Below are 16893 nucleotides of genomic sequence, written 5' to 3' on the forward strand. Positions count from 1 at the left end.
AAAATAAACATACAAAAGCGAAGGTGCTATAGTATTCTACCATGTTACAGTTTCACTTCGCTATCGTCCATGAATCTCTCCGGTGTATGCCTTCCGTATTCTTCTTCACTATGTTGTTAGTTTTGAAAATAAAAATCCTTTCAATTTTACACCAAAAAACTGCAAAGGAATCTCTGCAGTTTTTTGGTTACATCTATTAAGCGTTTGCTTGTTCTTTTAATGCAGTAGCTTTATCTGTACGCTCCCAAGGAAGGTCAAGGTCGTTACGTCCGAAGTGGCCGTAAGCAGCTGTTTGTTTGTAAATCGGGCGACGTAAGTCAAGCATTTTAATAATACCTGCTGGACGTAAGTCAAAATTAGCACGTACAAGTTCTACTAATTTCTCTTCTGATAATTTTCCAGTTCCGAAAGTATCAACTGCGATAGAAACTGGTTGAGCAACACCAATTGCATATGCTAGTTGCACTTCACATTTGTCAGCAAGTTCTGCAGCAACGATGTTTTTCGCAACGTAACGAGCAGCATAAGCACCAGAGCGGTCTACTTTAGTAGCATCCTTACCAGAGAAAGCTCCTCCACCATGACGTGCATAACCACCGTACGTATCAACAATAATTTTTCTACCAGTTAAACCAGCATCCCCTTGAGGTCCACCAATTACGAAACGACCTGTTGGGTTGATGAAATATTTAGTGTTTTCGTCAATTAATTCAGCTGGAACAACTGGATTAATAACGTACTCTTTAATATTGCGTTGAATTTGCTCTAACGTAATTTCTGGGTGATGTTGTGTTGAAATAACAATCGTATCAATACGAACAGGTTTGTCGTTCTCATCATACTCCACTGTTACCTGTGTTTTACCGTCTGGACGTAAGTATGGTAAGATTTCTTCTTTTCTTACTTCAGTTAGACGACGAGCTAATTTGTGAGCAAGAGATATTGGTAATGGCATTAATTCTTTCGTTTCATTACAAGCAAAACCAAACATTAAACCTTGGTCTCCAGCTCCAATAGCCTCGATTTCCGCATCTGTCATTTGTCCTTCACGTGCCTCTAACGCTTGGTCTACCCCCATCGCGATATCAGCAGATTGCTCATCTATTGAAGTTAATACTGCACACGTTTCCGCATCAAATCCGTATTTCGCACGCGTATATCCGATACCTTGAATAGTTTCACGAACAATTTTAGGAATATCTACGTATGTAGATGTTGTAATTTCACCAGCAACTAATACAAGACCTGTAGTAACAGATGTTTCACAAGCTACGCGGGCATTAGGGTCATTTGCCAAAATAGCATCCAGGATAGAATCAGAAATTTGATCACAAATTTTGTCCGGGTGTCCCTCAGTAACGGACTCAGAAGTAAATAAACGACGTTGTTTTGTCATTTTATAAAGTTCCTCCTTTATAATTATCGGTGTATATCACCATCATGATACGGATCTCCACTTTCCCAATAAAACTTTAAGATAAGCTCCAATGTTAATATATAACGCTCTCCCTTATCTTGTGTCAAAATATAAAAAACCTTTCCTTTTTTTGAGGAAAGGTTGAAGATTTATCGCCTTTCACTCTTATCACGCAAAGCATATAATACTTTGCTTCAGGTTAGCACCTTTTCTCACTTCATTAAATATGCCCAGTATGTATTGCAGTTAAATGAGCAGGTTGCTGGGTTTCATCGGGCCTGTCCCTCCACCATCTCGGGATAAGAGTATCCGTTCAGTGATTTATATTATCGTAGTGAAACTATCTATGTCAACAAAAACCGACATTTTTCCTAAAGAAAAAAAGAGAAATACTTGTATTTTTATAATATAGTGAATATATACTATGAAATAATCTTCCACTAGCTTTATCAACTACTACAATGTTAGAGTTCATCAATATGACGCTATCTATACCAAATTTGAGAAAAAAGTGTATTTTATGAACTTCCATTGTAATCTTTACATAAAATATCACAATTAGTATGGACTATTGATGTTAATGTGTTATACTTTTAATTATTAACATAAACAATACACTTTTCTGAAGGAGAGTTTAAAGATGAAAACGGTTGGTATCGATAACGGACTATCTACATTATTATATGGAAGCAATGCAAATGTACAATTATCTGTCCCACAATTGGTAGAAAAAGTTTTAGAAAGAAAAGAAGGAACTTTATCTGCAACAGGTGCAGTGCTTGCAACTACTGGAAAATACACAGGTAGATCACCGAAAGATAAATTTATCGTCCAAGACGAAATCAGTAAAGATAAAGTAGACTGGGGAAAAGTAAATCAACCTATTTCTGAAGATGTATTTGATGCATTATATAATAAGGTTGTTCATTACTTAGAAAACAAAGATGAAATTTTTATTTTTAAAGGTTTTGCAGGTGCAGACGAGAAGTATCGCTTACCAATTCAAGTTATCAATGAATTTGCATGGCACAACCTTTTTGCACACCAATTATTTATTCGTCCAACAGAAGAAGAAGTAGCAACACATGAAGCTGGATTTTCGATTATTTCGGCACCAACGTTTAAGGCTGATCCTTCAATTGATAAAACAAACTCTGAAGCATTCATTTTAGTATCGTTTAAAAAGAGAATTATTTTAATAGGCGGTACAGAATATGCTGGCGAAATGAAAAAATCAATTTTCTCGATTATGAACTACTTATTACCTGAAAACGGTATTTTGCCGATGCACTGCTCTGCTAACGTAGGTCGTGAAGGAGATGTGGCGTTGTTTTTCGGGTTATCAGGAACTGGTAAAACGACCCTTTCTGCCGATCCAAATCGTAAATTAATTGGTGACGACGAACATGGTTGGTCCAACACTGGTGTATTCAACATTGAAGGTGGTTGTTATGCAAAATGTATCGGACTTTCTCAAGAAAAAGAACCACAAATTTTTGATAGCATCCGCTTCGGATCTGTATTAGAAAATGTAGTATTAAATGAAAACAGTAGAATTCCTGATTACGATGATTCGTCACTAACAGAAAACACTCGTGCAGCATATCCATTACAAGCAATGAATAACATTGTTGATCCAAGCGTTGCTGGGCATCCAACAACTATTATATTTTTAACAGCTGATGCAACTGGGGTACTACCTCCTATTAGCAAATTATCAAAAGAACAAGCTATGTTCCATTTTTTAAGCGGTTACACAAGTAAACTTGCTGGAACAGAACGTGGCATCACTTCACCACAGGCAACGTTCTCTACATGCTTCGGATCACCTTTCTTACCACTACCTGCAACAACTTATGCAGAAATGTTAGGAAAGAAAATTGACGAACACAACGTTCAAGTATTTTTAGTTAATACAGGGTGGACCGGTGGAGAGTATGGTGTAGGTAATAGAATGAAACTTTCCTATACTCGTTCCATGGTGCAAGCAGCTCTTGAAGGTGAATTAACAAATGCAGAATTTCAACCTGATCCATATTTCGGAGTAAACGTACCTTTACATGTAACTGGTGTTCCTGACGAAGTATTACAACCTAAGAAAACATGGACTAGTGAAGCAGAATATGATAAAAAAGCACGTGAACTAGCAGAGAAGTTCAAACAAAATTTCACAAAATTCCAACATGTTCCAAATAACATTTTAGCTCTTGGTGGTCCAACAGTTTAATTAAAAAGCACGACTGTATGATAGTCTATACCATACAGTCGTGCTTTTTCTATGTAACAAGGTACTGCTATTGATTCTTCATCCACTCCGTTAATCTTCTCACTGTTCTTCGGTTTTGCTCTGGCGGAAAATAATGAGTAAATTCATAAAAATACCAACTTTCCACTCTTTTCTCTAATTCTTTCAAACGCTTCTCAAGACGAATGGAGTGTTCAATTGACACATTCTCATCCTTAGCACCATGAATTAATAGTACAGGACTTTTAATCTTTTCTACTTCATATAGTGGCGTTCGCCAATCATATCGCTCTGGTACTTTATTAGGAGTTCCACCAACTACTCTCTTTAACATTCTACGTAAATCTACTCGCTCCTCATATGTTAAATGCATATCCGAGACACCGCCCCAGCATACAACTGACAGAACAGTAGGAAAATGAATGGCTGTTAATAAAGCCATTACACCTCCTCTTGAAAATCCAAACACATGGATGCGATTTGCTTGAACTTTTTCGTATCGCTCAAGTAATTGATAAGCCGCAAATGCATCTTGGCGATCATCTCCTGCGAAGTCTTCGTTTCCCTCTCCACCTTGGTTCCCACGATAGAATGGTGCCATCACAACAAAACCTTCAGACGCAAACTGAACAATTCTTGCTACCCTAACTTGTCCAACATTTTTTATTCCCCCACGCAAGTAGAGGAAACCGTCATACTTTCCAGCCTCTTTAGGTTCGGCCAATAGACCCTTCACCTTTAAACCACCACTCATATAAGTGATTGTATATACATCTATCTTTGAACTTGGAGAAGGAAACCGTTTTTTATCAATAATTTTTCCATCATTATTCACGTTTTTCATCTCCTTAGGCATTCACACATTTTTTCCTACATGAATATTGTAATTAGTAGTTGAACTTTCCTATTCATTTAGTGATTAGTTTAACTATTCCTGGACATTCCAGCAACTATATTCATTCCCCCGTATATATTGTTGGGCTGTCCAGTTTATATAAAACACTTCAAAGAGGAGGTTAGAAGTAAGATGAAAAGATATGTAAAGATAATAAGTGCTTCCATAATTGGGTTTGTTTTATTATTTTCTATTGTTGCATGCGGAAATTCAAATGGTCAAACTGTTCGCGTTGCCGAAGTAACTCGCTCCATTTTTTATGCTCCCCAATATGTTGCGATTGAAAAAGGCTTTTTTGAAGAAGAAGGCTTGGATGTACAATTAACAACTGCATGGGGCGGGGACAAAACGATGACAGCTTTACTTAGCAATGGAGCTGATATTGCATTAGTAGGCTCTGAAACTTCTATTTATGTTTATGCACAAGGTGCAACAGACCCTGTTATAAATTTTGCACAATTAACACAAACAGATGGAACTTTTTTAGTTTCTCGTGAAAAACTGGATAATTTCAGCTGGGATGACTTGAAAGATACTACATTTTTAGGCCAACGTGTCGGCGGCATGCCACAAATGGTCGGTGAATTCGTATTAAAACAGCATGGTATCGATCCTCATAGCGACTTAAACTTAATTCAAAATATAGATTTCGGAAATATACCTAATGCTTTTGCATCTGGAACTGGTGACTTCGTACAATTATTTGAACCACAAGCAAGTATATTTGAAAAAGAAGGAATCGGTTATATTGTGGCTTCATTCGGAACAGAGTCAGGTCTTGTCCCGTACACAACTTTTATGTCAAAACAAAGCTATATAAATGAAAATGAGGAAACTGTTGAAAAATTTACGAGAGCTTTATATAAAGCACAACAATGGGTAGATAACCATTCTGCTAAAGAAGTGGCGGAAGTAATTCAAAGTTATTTTGATGATACTGAATTAGAACTAATCGAAATGGTTGTTGATCGATATAAAAGCCAAGGCTCTTTTGCTACAGACCCAATATTAGATAAACAAGAGTGGGAGAACTTACAAGCAATTATGGAAGAAGCAGGAGAACTACCGACTCAAGTTGATCATGGGACGTTAGTAAATACAAACATCGCAGAAAACGTTATTGGAAATTAAGGTGATTTAAATGAGTTTTTTAAAAATAGAAGCAGTAGATCATATATATTTATCTATGGATCGTACAACGAAAGCTTTAGAAAATGTCTCCTTATCTGTTGAAGAAGGAGAGTTCATCTCCTTTTTAGGCCCTAGTGGTTGTGGAAAAACGACGTTATTATCCATTGTTGCTGGGCTAATAAAACCAACGAATGGAGAAGTCTGGATTAAAGGAGCGAATCCACTTCTAAACCGAGGAAATATTGGCTACATGCTACAACAAGATTATTTATTTCCTTGGAAGACAATTGAAGAAAATATTTTGCTCGGTCTAAAAATCACAAATATGTTAGAAGAAGAAAAGAAACAGAAGGCACTATCTTTATTAACGGAAATAGGGTTAGAAAATGTTGAAAAGATGTATCCATCTGAACTATCGGGAGGAATGAGGCAGCGGGTAGCTTTAGTCAGAACGTTAGCAACGAATCCAATGTTATTACTTTTAGATGAGCCATTTTCCGCATTGGATTATCAAACAAAGTTAAAACTAGAAGATTTAGTTTCGGCTACATTAAAGGCTTTTGAAAAAACTGCGCTCCTTGTTACACACGATATCGGAGAAGCCATCGCAATGAGTGACCGCATATTTTTATTTAAAGCTAATCCAGGGAAAATCGCAAAGACTTTTATCGTGCCAAATTCATTAAGAGAATTATCTCCTTTTCATGCAAGACAACACCCTGACTACGCAACACTATTCCAAAAAATATGGAAGGAGTTGGAACAACTTGAACACCCAGAACAATGACAAACTGCTTCATGAAAAATATATAAAGCAGAAAAAAGTTGAAAAGCGATGGGTACGTTTTTTCCAGCTTCTCCTCTTCGTTTCTTTTTTCTCACTATGGGAAATAGCAGGAAAAAAACATTGGATTGACCCGTTACTATTTAGTTACCCATCTAAAATATTTCAACTGTTTATCGAAAAAATAGGCGATGGTTCGTTATACGTTCATACGAGTATCACTTTAATGGAAACGATATTCGGATTTATATTAGGAACTCTATTAGGTACCATTTTAGCTGCAATTTTATGGTGGTCACCATTTTTCTCTAAAGTATTAGAGCCATATTTAGTAGTACTAAATGCAATGCCTAAAATTGCTTTAGGGCCTATCTTGATTGTAGCGATTGGCCCACATATGGGTTCTATCATCGCAATGGGTGCGCTTATTTCCATCATCATTACAACAATAGTTGTTTATACATCTTTTAAAGAAGTAGACACCAACTACTTAAAAGTGTTACAAACATTTGGAGCTTCTAGAACTCAACTATTTAAAGAAGCCGTTTTACCAGCCTCCTATCCTACTATTATTTCCACATTGAAAGTAAACGTAGGGCTAGCTTGGGTTGGCGTTATTGTAGGTGAATTCCTTGTATCGTCAAAAGGTCTTGGCTACTTAATTATATACGGCTTCCAAGTATTTAATTTCACTTTAGTCCTTTTAAGCTTACTCGTAATCGCGGTCCTTGCTACAATTATGTACCAATTAGTTGAGTTTTTAGAAAAAAAGCTAATTAAACACACAAAATAAAAAAGGCTCCCTATAGGGTAGCCTTTATTTAATTAATAAATTGCTTCTCTCTTAATTTTTGTATGCTAAAAGTTAAAACATCATCTTTCATAATAAAACTATATGCATTATTACTTTTTATATTGGATGGTAACGATTGTAAAAGTACCGGACCTTTCGTTTCAAAATAATGCGCTTGTTTTTCTATTTCTTTTATTTGAGCAAAGTATACATTCTTAATAATCGTCTTATCTCGTCCGTTCACCTTATATTGCCCGACGTAGTAAAGCATATCTACTATTCCACCAGTTTCTTCTTTCACTTCTCTTATTGCCGCCTCATCAGCACTTTCTCCTTGCTCTACCTTTCCTCCTGGGAACTCTAATCCTCTATTTTTATGTTTTGTCAATAACCACGTGTCGCGATATTTACATATGACCCAAACATGTTTTGGATGTTCACTAAAAGGTAAATATTCGAAAGATAACATTACTTTATTATCGTACATATCATCAAATTGTAGCATAAAAATAACCCCAACATTCCATTTTAAGAACAAGTATTACTCATATACTTGATCGTTTTTTTACATCATAACATATCTTTCTAGCTAAATGGGAAGGAATTATTATTATGATAATGGTCCATCCAAAAGTCCCTCATTTTTAATATGCGCCTTTGTTTCGTCATCCCCTAGTTCATACAGCATTTTAAAAACTAACTGCAATCCATTATCATATCCATCGTTTTGTTTATCGTTATGATACTGAATGTATGGCACGTGCGCTCTCCAAAATGATTGCCAATCAGAAGAATAGTTTTGGTCAAATAACTCCCTTAATTTCGTTATTTCTTCGTCATTAGCTTGAATCTCATAGTCCCAAGAAGTTGCTGTTTTAACTTGAGTAATAGCTCCTTCTGCAAGTGATACGTAATAAGTTTTTTTTTCCATCTTAACCATCCCTTTCTTTTACAGTGGCATGCATCTCTTTCCATTATTCTTACTCAAACATGCCACTTTATTCTCGTTTAGAAGGTACATTGCTTATTACTACAATCGAATACATGATTACCACGTTTATACATAAGCTAAAAAAAGAGGAGGTTAAAATGATGTCATACTTAGATCGAATTTTTGAAAAATATCGGCACAAATGGGTACGTGAGGATGAAGATGTAGATGCGATTACAATTTCTATCGTCCAAAATTTAGATAGAAATAACTGCTTAACTATTTTAAAAGAACTTGAGGAAGAAGAATTACAAAGCTTAATAGCTATAGTATTACGGGAGAAAATAAAAGACAGACTATCTATAGATAGTGATATTTATCCGACTACATCTAGTAGCGGGCTGTTACATTAACATAAAAGAGCCTACAGGTTTATAGAACTATTTATAAACTTTCCTTACGATAACATAAGCATGAAAAGAGCCTTCGATAATATATCGAAGGCTTTTACAAACTATTATTGCATGAATGCTTTTAACATCCAATTATGCTTTTCTACACTTGCATGAATTGCTAACAGCATATCTCCAGTTGTTTCATCGCCTGCCTGTTCAGCAATTTCCATTCCTTCTCTTAATTCAGAAATTAAAACGTCAAAGTCAGAAGCGATAGAAGCTACCATTTGTTGAGCGCTTTTCTCTCCTTCTGCTTCTATAATAGAAGAAATTTCTAGTATTTCCTTCATTGTACCAACAGGTTCCCCACCAATTGCTAGTAACCGTTCAGCTAGAGAATCAATATGTGTAGCCGCCTCGGTATAAAGCTCTTCAAACTTAGCATGTAAAGTAAAGAACTCTGGTCCCTTCACAAACCAATGATAGTTATGTAATTTGATGAAAAGTACACTCCAATTGGCAACTTGTTTATTTACGACATTCGTTAATTTTTGTTCCATATTTATCTCCTCCTATTACTATCAATACCCGTTTATTTTTACCTTAAACTTTTATTCATATCCTCACAAATAGCTTTTTTCATGATAGAATGAAGTTGCTAGAGGAGGAATGTCATGATAAAAATATTAATTCTATGTATTGTTATCGTAATAGTTGTCTTGCTTCTAACGTTACTTACGACAAATAAAGCATATAAATATGAACATACTGTTGATCCTATAGACGATGACCAATTACGAGATGATAATTGTGAACAAAGGAATAAATAGAAAATCTCCAGTAGCTGCCGTATCCGCATGCTAACCAATTTTTTAGAGGTACGCTTTAAGACAATAACGTAAAAAAGTTGCGAATACAATTCGCAACTTTTTTAGTAATATTCATAAATATAGGGATTTTTCGGCTGTTCGATCTTTTCTAATGAATCTACTTGTATATACGGTAAAATCCATCCATTGTATTCAATTACTTCTAAAACACCTGAAACACTAACCCATTCATCTAGCTCTAGGTTTTGTCCACCAGGCATATTCGATAAAGTCCCATATACACCAGCATCCGCTACACAACACGATAAGCCGAAACGGGCTACTACAAACTGATTTTCTGTAAAATCAGGCTCCCTATAAACGAAGCCAATCATCTCAATTCGCTTTCCTACAAATTCTTCTGGGGACATGTCCACAATATTCATAATCGGAATATAACGGTCATCATCGACAACAATCGTATCAGAATTTAGTAACTCTACTTTTAATTCCTCATAAAACCCTTCAGGTGGCTCTATTATTTCAAATCCTTCTGGATGCTCTAATGGAACATCATTTAACCGTTCATCTAACGACTCCATGTATGCTTCTGGATCTTCTAAATACCGCTCCGCTCTTGACGTATCAAATTCCTCTATTTGCTCTTGGCGCTCCTCCGCAAGCTTCTTAGAGCTCGTAAAACCTCTTTTATCGATAATCGAGCTGTCTAGTATGTTATCTGAGAACATAAACCCTGTTACAATAGGAAAGATAAATAGGGAATAGATTAAAACAGACTGAATTGGAGAAGAGTTTCCTCCGTGATCAAATCCACAATTGCACACAAGTTCTTCGATTTTTTTAGAACCACTTCTCCAAATTTGTTGGATTCCTAATATGAACAACACTGCAACTGCAAAATACATAAACGGCATCATACGTGGTGCAATAAAATTAATGATATCACCACTTACAATTAATTTAAAAAACAGCAATGTAAATCCTAAAAGAATAATTCCTCGTATATAAATATGAAAACTATAGTCCCTGTTCTGTTCCACTTTTCTCACCTTCCTTAAAGAACAATTTGTTGAAATACTAGAATACTAGAAAATACCACTACCGTAACTACTGCAATAAATACTAGCACGAATTTCACTCTAAAATACGCAAATAACATGACCGTATTTTTCAGATCAATCATTGGTCCGTAAATTAAAAACGCAAGTAAGGAACCGGTAGAAAAAGTGGACCCAAATGAAGCAGCTACAAACGCGTCTGCCTCGGAACATAGTGACAGAACATATGCAAATGCCATCATTACAGCAGGTCCAAAGATTTCATGAGACCCAATAGCTGTTAGAAGACTACGGTCTAAAAACGTTTGAAATAAACTAGCGACAAAGGCACCGATAATGAAGTATTTACCCATTTCGAAAAATTCATCACTAGCATGATAGAAAGTAGTTTTCCACTTATTTTGTGGCTTTTCTTCCACCATTTCTTGCCTACCGATTAATTCATTTTTTGTCCAGCGTAATTGATTATTATTTTTAAAAAGTAAAAGCATAAGGAGTCCAATTATAATAGATAGAAAGAACGCTAGTCCAAATCTTCCATACAAAATAGTTGGATTGCCATTAAAAGCATAATAGGTTGAGAGTACAACGATGGGGTTTAATATTGGAGCACCAACTAATAAGACAACTCCTACGTGTAGCGGCATCCCTTTTTTTATTAGCCTCCGCACAACCGGAATTATCGCACATTCACAAATCGGAAAAATGACCCCTAATATAGCAGCTGGTATGATGGCACCGACCGCATTTTTAGGAAGAAACCTTTTAATGGTATCTTCCGAAACAAAAGTTTGAATGAGCGCAGAAGCAAAAACTCCAAGTAGTAAAAAAGGGATTGCTTCTAATACTATACTTAAAAAGATGGTATTAACATTCAACCATTGTCCAGGAATATTAAATGTTAAATCTTTTAAATCGACAAAGAAAAATAAATATAAAAACAGACCGATTAATCCTAGTCCAATAACTTCTTTCCAAACTTTTTTAAACATATTCATCTCCTTAAAAAAATATTTATAACTTTTACAATGTATTTATCAATTTCCAAGCGTTATTTTTTGTATTATATCATATCGTTTTTATATCTTTTTAAATATTTATTAAATTAGTAAGGGAAATAGATGGAAAAGTTGATTATAGAATAAAAAAAACTGCCACTTGGCAGTTTTTTTACATTAACCGAAAACTTTTGTTAATTCCATTTTATCTTGTGATAACCAGAAACGCATTAATCGTTTCGCACCTTCTAAATCATGCAATTTCGCCTGCCCACACTCTTTTTCAGTAGCAGCTGGAACAATTTCTGTTTCAAGCGCATCTGTTAGTGTAGCTTCTAGTAAATCGATAACCTCTTCTACTGTTGGTGCCCCACTTACTACTAAATAGTAACCAGTTTGGCAACCCATCGGAGAAATATCAATTATATCAAAATGATTATATTTTTCAGCATGTGTTCTTATGTTAATTGCTAATAAATGCTCTAACGTATGAATCACGTCTGGCTTCATCGCTTGTTTATTTGGTTGACAAAAACGAATATCAAATTTATTTACTTCACCGTCTGTACCTACTTTGTGTACACCACAATGGCGAACATACGGTGCTTTTACAGCATTATGATCAAGTTCAAAGCTTTCAACTGAAGGCATGAACAACACCCCTATCATTTAATTTAATACATCTCTAACATTATAACAAACTTTTATTCCGATTAAAACAATCCGAATTATTAGTTTTTCTCTTTTAATCGTTTTAGTCTATAATAATAGTAGGAGGCGACTGCTTTTGAAACAGCTTTTCTTACTTTTAATTAAATTTTACCAAAAAGTAATTTCCCCACTAAAACCACCAACATGTCGTTTTTATCCAACGTGTTCTCATTATGGAATGGAAGCAATCCAACGTTTTGGTGCTTTAAAAGGTGGCTGGCTAACTATAAAAAGAATTTTCAAATGTCACCCATTTCATCCAGGTGGTATGGATCCTGTACCTGAAAAGAAAGCAAAAAATTAATCGGATTCGTAACCATTTATTACTACATCTAACTTTCCTGTATGAGGATCAATGACAAGTCCATGTACAGGAAGGTTAGAAGGAAGTAGGGGATGGTTATTAATAGTATCCACACTTTCACGTACACTCTCTTCTACACTTTGAAACCCTTTTAAGAAGCTCTTAATATCTACACCTGCATATTTTAATGCTTCAATTTTTTCTACAGCAATTCCACGATCTTTCATTTTTTGAATCATAGAATCTGCGTTAATACTTCCCATTCCACAATCATGATGGCCTACTACCATTACTTCATCTGCATTTAGTTCGTATACTGCTACTAATATGCTTCTCATAATACTTCCGAATGGGTGAGAAACTAATGCACCAGCATTTTTTACGATTTTCATATCTCCATGCTTAAAGTTTAGTGCACTTGGTAGTAATTCGAGTAATCTAGTGTCCATACAAGAAAGTACAACAACTTTCTTATTTGGAAACTTAGTTGTTTCGTATTTTAAATATTCTTTGTTTCTAACAAAATTACTGTTATGTTCTAAAATTTCTTCTAAAAGTTTCAACTAAATCACCTCTAAATCAAATAATTTCATAGCCCTAAAATAAATGATAAAATAAAACTGTTGTCAAAGCCAATCTTTTTTAGTAATATACATAATGTAAATCGTAATAATTACGATTAGTTAATCATATTCATTACTCAAGCGCAGAAACACACTTTTTAAATCGTAATGATTTTGATTTAATAGTTTAATAAAAGGAGAACGAAATGAAAAAAAGAATTCCAATTACTGTCTTAAGTGGATATTTAGGGGCAGGTAAAACAACCTTACTGAACCACCTCTTACATAACCGTGAAGGTTTAAAAGTCGCTGTCATTGTTAACGATATGAGCGAAATTAATATCGATTCTACTCTTATTCAACAAGGTGGTTTTACTAGAACAGAAGAAAAATTAGTAGAAATGCAAAATGGCTGCATTTGCTGTACTCTTCGTGATGATTTAATGCAAGAAGTAGATAGGTTAGTTGAGGAAGGAAATATAGATTATATTGTCATTGAATCTTCAGGAATTAGCGAACCGATTCCTGTTGCACAAACATTTACTTACATCGATGAGGAGCTCAATATTGATTTAACAAACAAATGTCGACTAGATACGATGGTAACAGTCGTTAATGCTGAAACTTGGCCAGACGAAATTGTTAGAGCAAAAGGATTCTTTTGGCTTGCAACGAGAAATAACATGGCTGGACTCCTATCACAAGCAGGAGCATCCATTATGATTCAAGGTGCTGGCGAATGGGTGGCTAGTTATAACGAAACAGAAAGAGAACAAACGTTACGCGAAGAGCCTGAACTATTAGATGACTGGGATAGTATATATGGCGATCGAAAGAATGAACTAGTTTTCATTGGCGTAGAAATGAATAATTCAGATTTGATAGCTTCTCTAGACATCTGTCTATTAACTGAAGAGGAAATGAAGCTTGATTGGAGTTCGTTTCATGATCCATTACCAAAATTTATCGTAGAAGAATAAAAAAATATAGTTCTCAAATCGTAACGATTACGATATAATGTCAAAGGATAAAAAATATATTAACGGGGAGAGTAATATGAAAATAAAAGCAATAGTTTTTACATTTTTACTATTAATATTTACAGCTCTTGTTGGCTGTAGTAATAATAATACAACGAACGATGCAACTGAAACTAATAATAAAATAAAGGTATATACTACAATATATCCACTTGAAGATTTTACCAATAAAATTGGTGGAGAATTTGTTGATGTTGAATCCGTATATCCTCCTGGAGCAGATGCACATACGTATGAGCCAAGTACACGTGTTGTAAGTGAAATTGCTGTAGCAGATGTATTTATCTATTCAGGTGTAGGCGCAGAAGGTTTTGCTGACAAAATGAAAGATGTATTAAAAAACGAAAAAGTTATGATTATTCCTGCTGGTAAAGATATTGAACTATTAGACTATGACCATGATCACGATGCTCATGAAGAAGATCATAACCACGATCATGACCATGATCACGATGCTCATGAAGAAGATCACGACCACGATCACGATCATGAACATGATGCTCATGAAGAAGATCACGACCACGATCATGACCATGATCACGATGCTCATGAAGAAGATCACGACCACGATCACGATCATGAACATGATGCTCATGAAGAGGATCACGACCACAACCATGATCATGATACTCATGAAGAAGATCACGACCATGATCATGACAATGAACATGAGACACAAGAAGAAAGTCACGACCATGATCATGCACACGCACATGATGGCGATCCACATATTTGGATTGACCCTATTTTATCTATCCAATTAGCAGAAAATATTAAAGACGCACTTATTTCTTTAAACCCTGACCAAACAGAATTTTTTGAGAGTAACTTTAATGAATTAAAACAAGAATTAGAAGCAGTACACAATGAGTTTGATGAAATGGTTCAAACAGCTTCAACAAACAACATACTAGTTTCACATGCCGCTTACGGATATTGGGAACATCGTTACGGAATTAATCAAATCAGTGTGACAGGATTATCCCCAACAGATGAGCCTTCACAAAGACAATTAACTGAAATTATTAAAACAGCACAAGAAAATGATATAAAATACGTTATTTTTGATCAAAACATTACTGGAAAAATAGCAGAAATGGTTAGAACAGAGATTAATGCAGAAGCATTGACTCTGCATAACCTTGAAGCGCTAACCGAAGAAGATATAGAAAATAATGAAGATTACTTTTCTCTCATGAGGAAGAATATTGAAACATTAAGAAAAGCATTAAATTAAGACGAAAAGTGCAGGCGGCTCGCTCAGGTCAAAAGGAATTAAATTTTTTCCTAAACAACGAAAGAAGAGGAAGGCGGATTGTAACATCCCCCTTCCTTTTCTTTCGTTTATTTTTTATTTCTTAATAACGCTTGGTGTGCATTTACAATACCATGACCATAAATTTCATCATACCCATTTTTTCCAGCATCAACAGCAGTTTGCTGTAGACGTGTTTGTACTTGCATTGGGGATGGTTTTTTACCCGTATCCGCTAATACACTAGCGATGTACGCTGCCGCGGCTCCAGAAACTTGAGGAGCAGCCATTGATGTGCCACCTTTCCAACCATAGCCTTCTCCAAATAATGCTTTAGCTTCTAATCCTCTCGCTGTATTAAATGTCATATACGTTGGGACTGCACTTAAAACTAAATGTTTACTTCCACCTTGATTGTTTGGACCTAGGTCTCCACCTGGAGCCCCAAGATCAATAGCTCCGTTTCCATAGTTAGAATAGTACGCTAATCTATTTTCAGTACCAAAACCAGCACCAATAGAAGAAACTGTTACTACTCCTGGTATTTGAGCAGGTACATAAAATACTGCTCCTTTTGCTTCCCAACCGTCTGTTCTGCCTTCATTTATTTTTTCCGCGACTTTAGAAGGATTACTTAAATCGTAAGATGAATTTCCAGCGGATGCTACTACTGTAGCCCCTTTTTTCACAGCATATCTTACTGCACGTGTATACGCTGTATAATCTGCTGCGCTATTGCCACCTCTTATTTTTTCACCAGTATTTGGATTTGTATAGAACCATTGACCAAGAAGTCGCGTACCACCTAAGCTCATATTAATAACATCGACACCGTCATTTGCAGCAGCAATAATCGCATCCGTAATCCAAATTTGTTGTGCCCCACCGGTAGCTCCAAAAACTCGATAAGAACGTAATGTAACACCAGGTGCTACCCCTTTCATTCTACCATCAGCACCAATTGTACCTGCTACGTGAGTACCATGACTATTCCAATCCCAAGAGTCAGTTGTCCCAGGTACGAATGTTTTAGATCCTTCTAGATCAACATTTGCAACTAGATCCGGATGATTAAAATCAAATCCTGTATCGATAACAGCTACAACCACTTCACTTCTTCCCTCTTTATTAATACTATGGCTAGCCCCATTGTTTGTCACCTGCTCAATATCCCATTGATAACCCGATTCCCAAATATTCTCGATAATATTAGTGTTTGTTTCTACCTCGTTACCATCTGTTTCAAATTCAGGTAATTCAAGATTTACTTCTACGGAAGGTCCAATAGATAACACTTGTTTATTTTTCAACATTTCTTTTAGAAAAGTTCCTGAATTATTTGTTGCAACTTCAATTACACCAATTTGTGGTACTTCATATGTAATTTGTCCTCCTGCTTTTGAAACAAGTGTATTCACATTTGAAGGTAAATTCTCCGACTGAATGAAATACTACTAACAGTCGCTGTTCATGAAGTGATGCGTTAACTGTGGAAGTGTTCCCAAAACTTAATGAAGAAAAAGCTAAAATTAATACTAATGTT

The 16893-nt window shown here is 35.5% G+C and carries 19 protein-coding genes and 1 riboswitch; of the genes, 9 read left to right on the forward strand and 10 right to left on the reverse strand.

Going from position 1 to position 16893, the window contains the following annotated elements; translation table 11 throughout:
• Positions 1-196 precede the first annotated feature (196 nt).
• Positions 197-1396 carry a methionine adenosyltransferase gene (gene metK, locus BC6307_RS17505; RefSeq protein ID WP_066415545.1) on the reverse strand — a complete coding sequence of 400 codons (1200 nt, stop codon included), beginning with the start codon at positions 1394-1396 and terminating at the stop codon, positions 197-199.
• Between the two features lie 183 nt (positions 1397-1579).
• Positions 1580-1723, reverse strand: a riboswitch (SAM riboswitch).
• A gap of 334 nt (positions 1724-2057) precedes the next feature.
• Between metK and pckA the strand changes: the two genes are divergently transcribed.
• The gene (pckA, locus tag BC6307_RS17510) at positions 2058-3644 is read left to right on the forward strand and encodes a phosphoenolpyruvate carboxykinase (ATP) (RefSeq protein WP_066415547.1); all 1587 of its coding nucleotides are present in this window, start codon (positions 2058-2060) and stop codon (positions 3642-3644) included.
• Between the two features lie 67 nt (positions 3645-3711).
• On the opposite strand, the gene BC6307_RS17515 is transcribed toward pckA, so the two are convergent.
• Positions 3712-4506, reverse strand: coding sequence for an alpha/beta hydrolase family protein (locus tag BC6307_RS17515; protein WP_066415625.1), 795 nt, complete (start codon positions 4504-4506; stop codon positions 3712-3714).
• A 183-nt stretch (positions 4507-4689) separates the two neighbouring features.
• Here BC6307_RS17515 and BC6307_RS17520 point away from each other — a divergent pair, with 183 nt between their 5' ends.
• Genes BC6307_RS17520 through BC6307_RS17530 form a run of 3 tightly spaced genes read left to right on the forward strand, consistent with a single transcriptional unit; the run spans position 4690 to position 7265 of the window.
• Positions 4690-5688 carry an ABC transporter substrate-binding protein gene (locus BC6307_RS17520; RefSeq protein ID WP_066415549.1) on the forward strand — a complete coding sequence of 333 codons (999 nt, stop codon included), beginning with the start codon at positions 4690-4692 and terminating at the stop codon, positions 5686-5688.
• Between the two features lie 10 nt (positions 5689-5698).
• Positions 5699-6475, forward strand: coding sequence for an ABC transporter ATP-binding protein (locus BC6307_RS17525; RefSeq protein ID WP_066415552.1), 777 nt, complete (start codon positions 5699-5701; stop codon positions 6473-6475).
• On the forward strand, positions 6456-7265 hold the full coding sequence (locus BC6307_RS17530) for an ABC transporter permease (RefSeq protein WP_066415554.1): 810 nt from the start codon (positions 6456-6458) through the stop codon (positions 7263-7265). The genes BC6307_RS17525 and BC6307_RS17530 overlap by 20 nt, the downstream gene beginning before the upstream one ends.
• A 28-nt stretch (positions 7266-7293) precedes the next feature.
• Here the strand turns inward: BC6307_RS17530 and ytkD are convergent, their stop codons facing one another.
• Both ytkD and BC6307_RS17540 read right to left on the reverse strand, forming a co-directional pair.
• Entirely contained in the window at positions 7294-7770 is a 477-nt protein-coding gene (gene ytkD, locus BC6307_RS17535) for an RNA deprotection pyrophosphohydrolase (protein ID WP_066415560.1), read from the reverse strand.
• A 105-nt stretch (positions 7771-7875) separates the two neighbouring features.
• A complete protein-coding gene (locus BC6307_RS17540; RefSeq protein ID WP_066415562.1) occupies positions 7876-8205 on the reverse strand; it encodes a hydrolase in 330 nt (109 codons plus the stop codon).
• Positions 8206-8354: 149 nt separating this feature from the next.
• Between BC6307_RS17540 and BC6307_RS17545 the strand changes: the two genes are divergently transcribed.
• Positions 8355-8609: a DUF6154 family protein gene (locus BC6307_RS17545; RefSeq protein WP_157076642.1), complete on the forward strand. Its 255-nt coding sequence runs from the start codon at positions 8355-8357 to the stop codon at positions 8607-8609.
• 104 nt (positions 8610-8713) lie between these two features.
• Here BC6307_RS17545 and BC6307_RS17550 read toward each other — a convergent pair whose 3' ends face one another.
• Positions 8714-9151, reverse strand: coding sequence for a Dps family protein (locus BC6307_RS17550; RefSeq protein WP_066415566.1), 438 nt, complete (start codon positions 9149-9151; stop codon positions 8714-8716).
• A 114-nt stretch (positions 9152-9265) separates the two neighbouring features.
• Here BC6307_RS17550 and ytzI point away from each other — a divergent pair, with 114 nt between their 5' ends.
• Positions 9266-9421 (forward strand): YtzI protein, encoded by a 156-nt coding sequence (gene ytzI, locus BC6307_RS17555; RefSeq protein WP_084380395.1) that lies wholly within the window; start codon positions 9266-9268, stop codon positions 9419-9421.
• Between the two features lie 101 nt (positions 9422-9522).
• On the opposite strand, the gene BC6307_RS17560 is transcribed toward ytzI, so the two are convergent.
• From BC6307_RS17560 to BC6307_RS17570, 3 genes are all read right to left on the reverse strand, one after another.
• On the reverse strand, positions 9523-10461 hold the full coding sequence (locus tag BC6307_RS17560; protein ID WP_066415567.1) for a TIGR03943 family putative permease subunit: 939 nt from the start codon (positions 10459-10461) through the stop codon (positions 9523-9525).
• A gap of 14 nt (positions 10462-10475) precedes the next feature.
• Complete coding sequence (locus tag BC6307_RS17565; RefSeq protein WP_066415569.1) at positions 10476-11477, reverse strand: permease; 1002 nt, start codon at positions 11475-11477, stop codon at positions 10476-10478.
• 177 nt (positions 11478-11654) lie between these two features.
• Positions 11655-12128, reverse strand: coding sequence for an S-ribosylhomocysteine lyase (locus BC6307_RS17570; RefSeq protein ID WP_066415571.1), 474 nt, complete (start codon positions 12126-12128; stop codon positions 11655-11657).
• A 136-nt stretch (positions 12129-12264) separates the two neighbouring features.
• Between BC6307_RS17570 and yidD the strand changes: the two genes are divergently transcribed.
• A complete protein-coding gene (gene yidD, locus BC6307_RS17575) occupies positions 12265-12492 on the forward strand; it encodes a membrane protein insertion efficiency factor YidD (RefSeq protein ID WP_066415574.1) in 228 nt (75 codons plus the stop codon).
• Here yidD and BC6307_RS17580 read toward each other — a convergent pair.
• Positions 12489-13055, reverse strand: coding sequence for a beta-class carbonic anhydrase (locus tag BC6307_RS17580; protein WP_066415575.1), 567 nt, complete (start codon positions 13053-13055; stop codon positions 12489-12491). The two genes, yidD and BC6307_RS17580, sit on opposite strands and share 4 nt — an antisense overlap.
• A 206-nt stretch (positions 13056-13261) precedes the next feature.
• Between BC6307_RS17580 and BC6307_RS17585 the strand changes: the two genes are divergently transcribed.
• Complete coding sequence (locus BC6307_RS17585; RefSeq protein WP_066415577.1) at positions 13262-14035, forward strand: GTP-binding protein; 774 nt, start codon at positions 13262-13264, stop codon at positions 14033-14035.
• Between the two features lie 76 nt (positions 14036-14111).
• Positions 14112-15332 carry a metal ABC transporter solute-binding protein, Zn/Mn family gene (locus BC6307_RS17590; protein ID WP_066415579.1) on the forward strand — a complete coding sequence of 407 codons (1221 nt, stop codon included), beginning with the start codon at positions 14112-14114 and terminating at the stop codon, positions 15330-15332.
• A gap of 107 nt (positions 15333-15439) precedes the next feature.
• Here BC6307_RS17590 and BC6307_RS17595 read toward each other — a convergent pair whose 3' ends face one another.
• Complete coding sequence (locus BC6307_RS17595) at positions 15440-16768, reverse strand: S8 family serine peptidase (RefSeq protein WP_066415581.1); 1329 nt, start codon at positions 16766-16768, stop codon at positions 15440-15442.
• Positions 16769-16893 lie beyond the last annotated feature (125 nt).

The organism is Sutcliffiella cohnii, assembly GCF_002250055.1.
In the GTDB taxonomy this organism is placed as follows: Bacteria; Bacillota; Bacilli; order Bacillales; family Bacillaceae_I; genus Sutcliffiella; species Sutcliffiella cohnii.

Excerpts from the sequence above, each read along its gene's own strand:
- BC6307_RS17565 (WP_066415569.1), bottom strand. The coding sequence starts at position 11,477 with ATGAATATGTTTAAAAAAGTTTGGAAAGAAGTTATTGGACTAGGATTA.
- ytkD (WP_066415560.1), bottom strand. The coding sequence starts at position 7,770 with ATGCTACAATTTGATGATATGTACGATAATAAAGTAATGTTATCTTTC.
- BC6307_RS17550 (WP_066415566.1), bottom strand. The coding sequence starts at position 9,151 with ATGGAACAAAAATTAACGAATGTCGTAAATAAACAAGTTGCCAATTGG.
- BC6307_RS17570 (WP_066415571.1), bottom strand. The coding sequence starts at position 12,128 with ATGCCTTCAGTTGAAAGCTTTGAACTTGATCATAATGCTGTAAAAGCA.
- BC6307_RS17540 (WP_066415562.1), bottom strand. The coding sequence starts at position 8,205 with ATGGTTAAGATGGAAAAAAAAACTTATTACGTATCACTTGCAGAAGGA.
- BC6307_RS17590 (WP_066415579.1), top strand. The coding sequence starts at position 14,112 with ATGAAAATAAAAGCAATAGTTTTTACATTTTTACTATTAATATTTACA.
- pckA (WP_066415547.1), top strand. The coding sequence starts at position 2,058 with ATGAAAACGGTTGGTATCGATAACGGACTATCTACATTATTATATGGA.
- BC6307_RS17585 (WP_066415577.1), top strand. The coding sequence starts at position 13,262 with ATGAAAAAAAGAATTCCAATTACTGTCTTAAGTGGATATTTAGGGGCA.
- BC6307_RS17545 (WP_157076642.1), top strand. The coding sequence starts at position 8,355 with ATGATGTCATACTTAGATCGAATTTTTGAAAAATATCGGCACAAATGG.
- BC6307_RS17515 (WP_066415625.1), bottom strand. The coding sequence starts at position 4,506 with ATGAAAAACGTGAATAATGATGGAAAAATTATTGATAAAAAACGGTTT.
- BC6307_RS17525 (WP_066415552.1), top strand. The coding sequence starts at position 5,699 with ATGAGTTTTTTAAAAATAGAAGCAGTAGATCATATATATTTATCTATG.
- metK (WP_066415545.1), bottom strand. The coding sequence starts at position 1,396 with ATGACAAAACAACGTCGTTTATTTACTTCTGAGTCCGTTACTGAGGGA.
- BC6307_RS17520 (WP_066415549.1), top strand. The coding sequence starts at position 4,690 with ATGAAAAGATATGTAAAGATAATAAGTGCTTCCATAATTGGGTTTGTT.
- ytzI (WP_084380395.1), top strand. The coding sequence starts at position 9,266 with ATGATAAAAATATTAATTCTATGTATTGTTATCGTAATAGTTGTCTTG.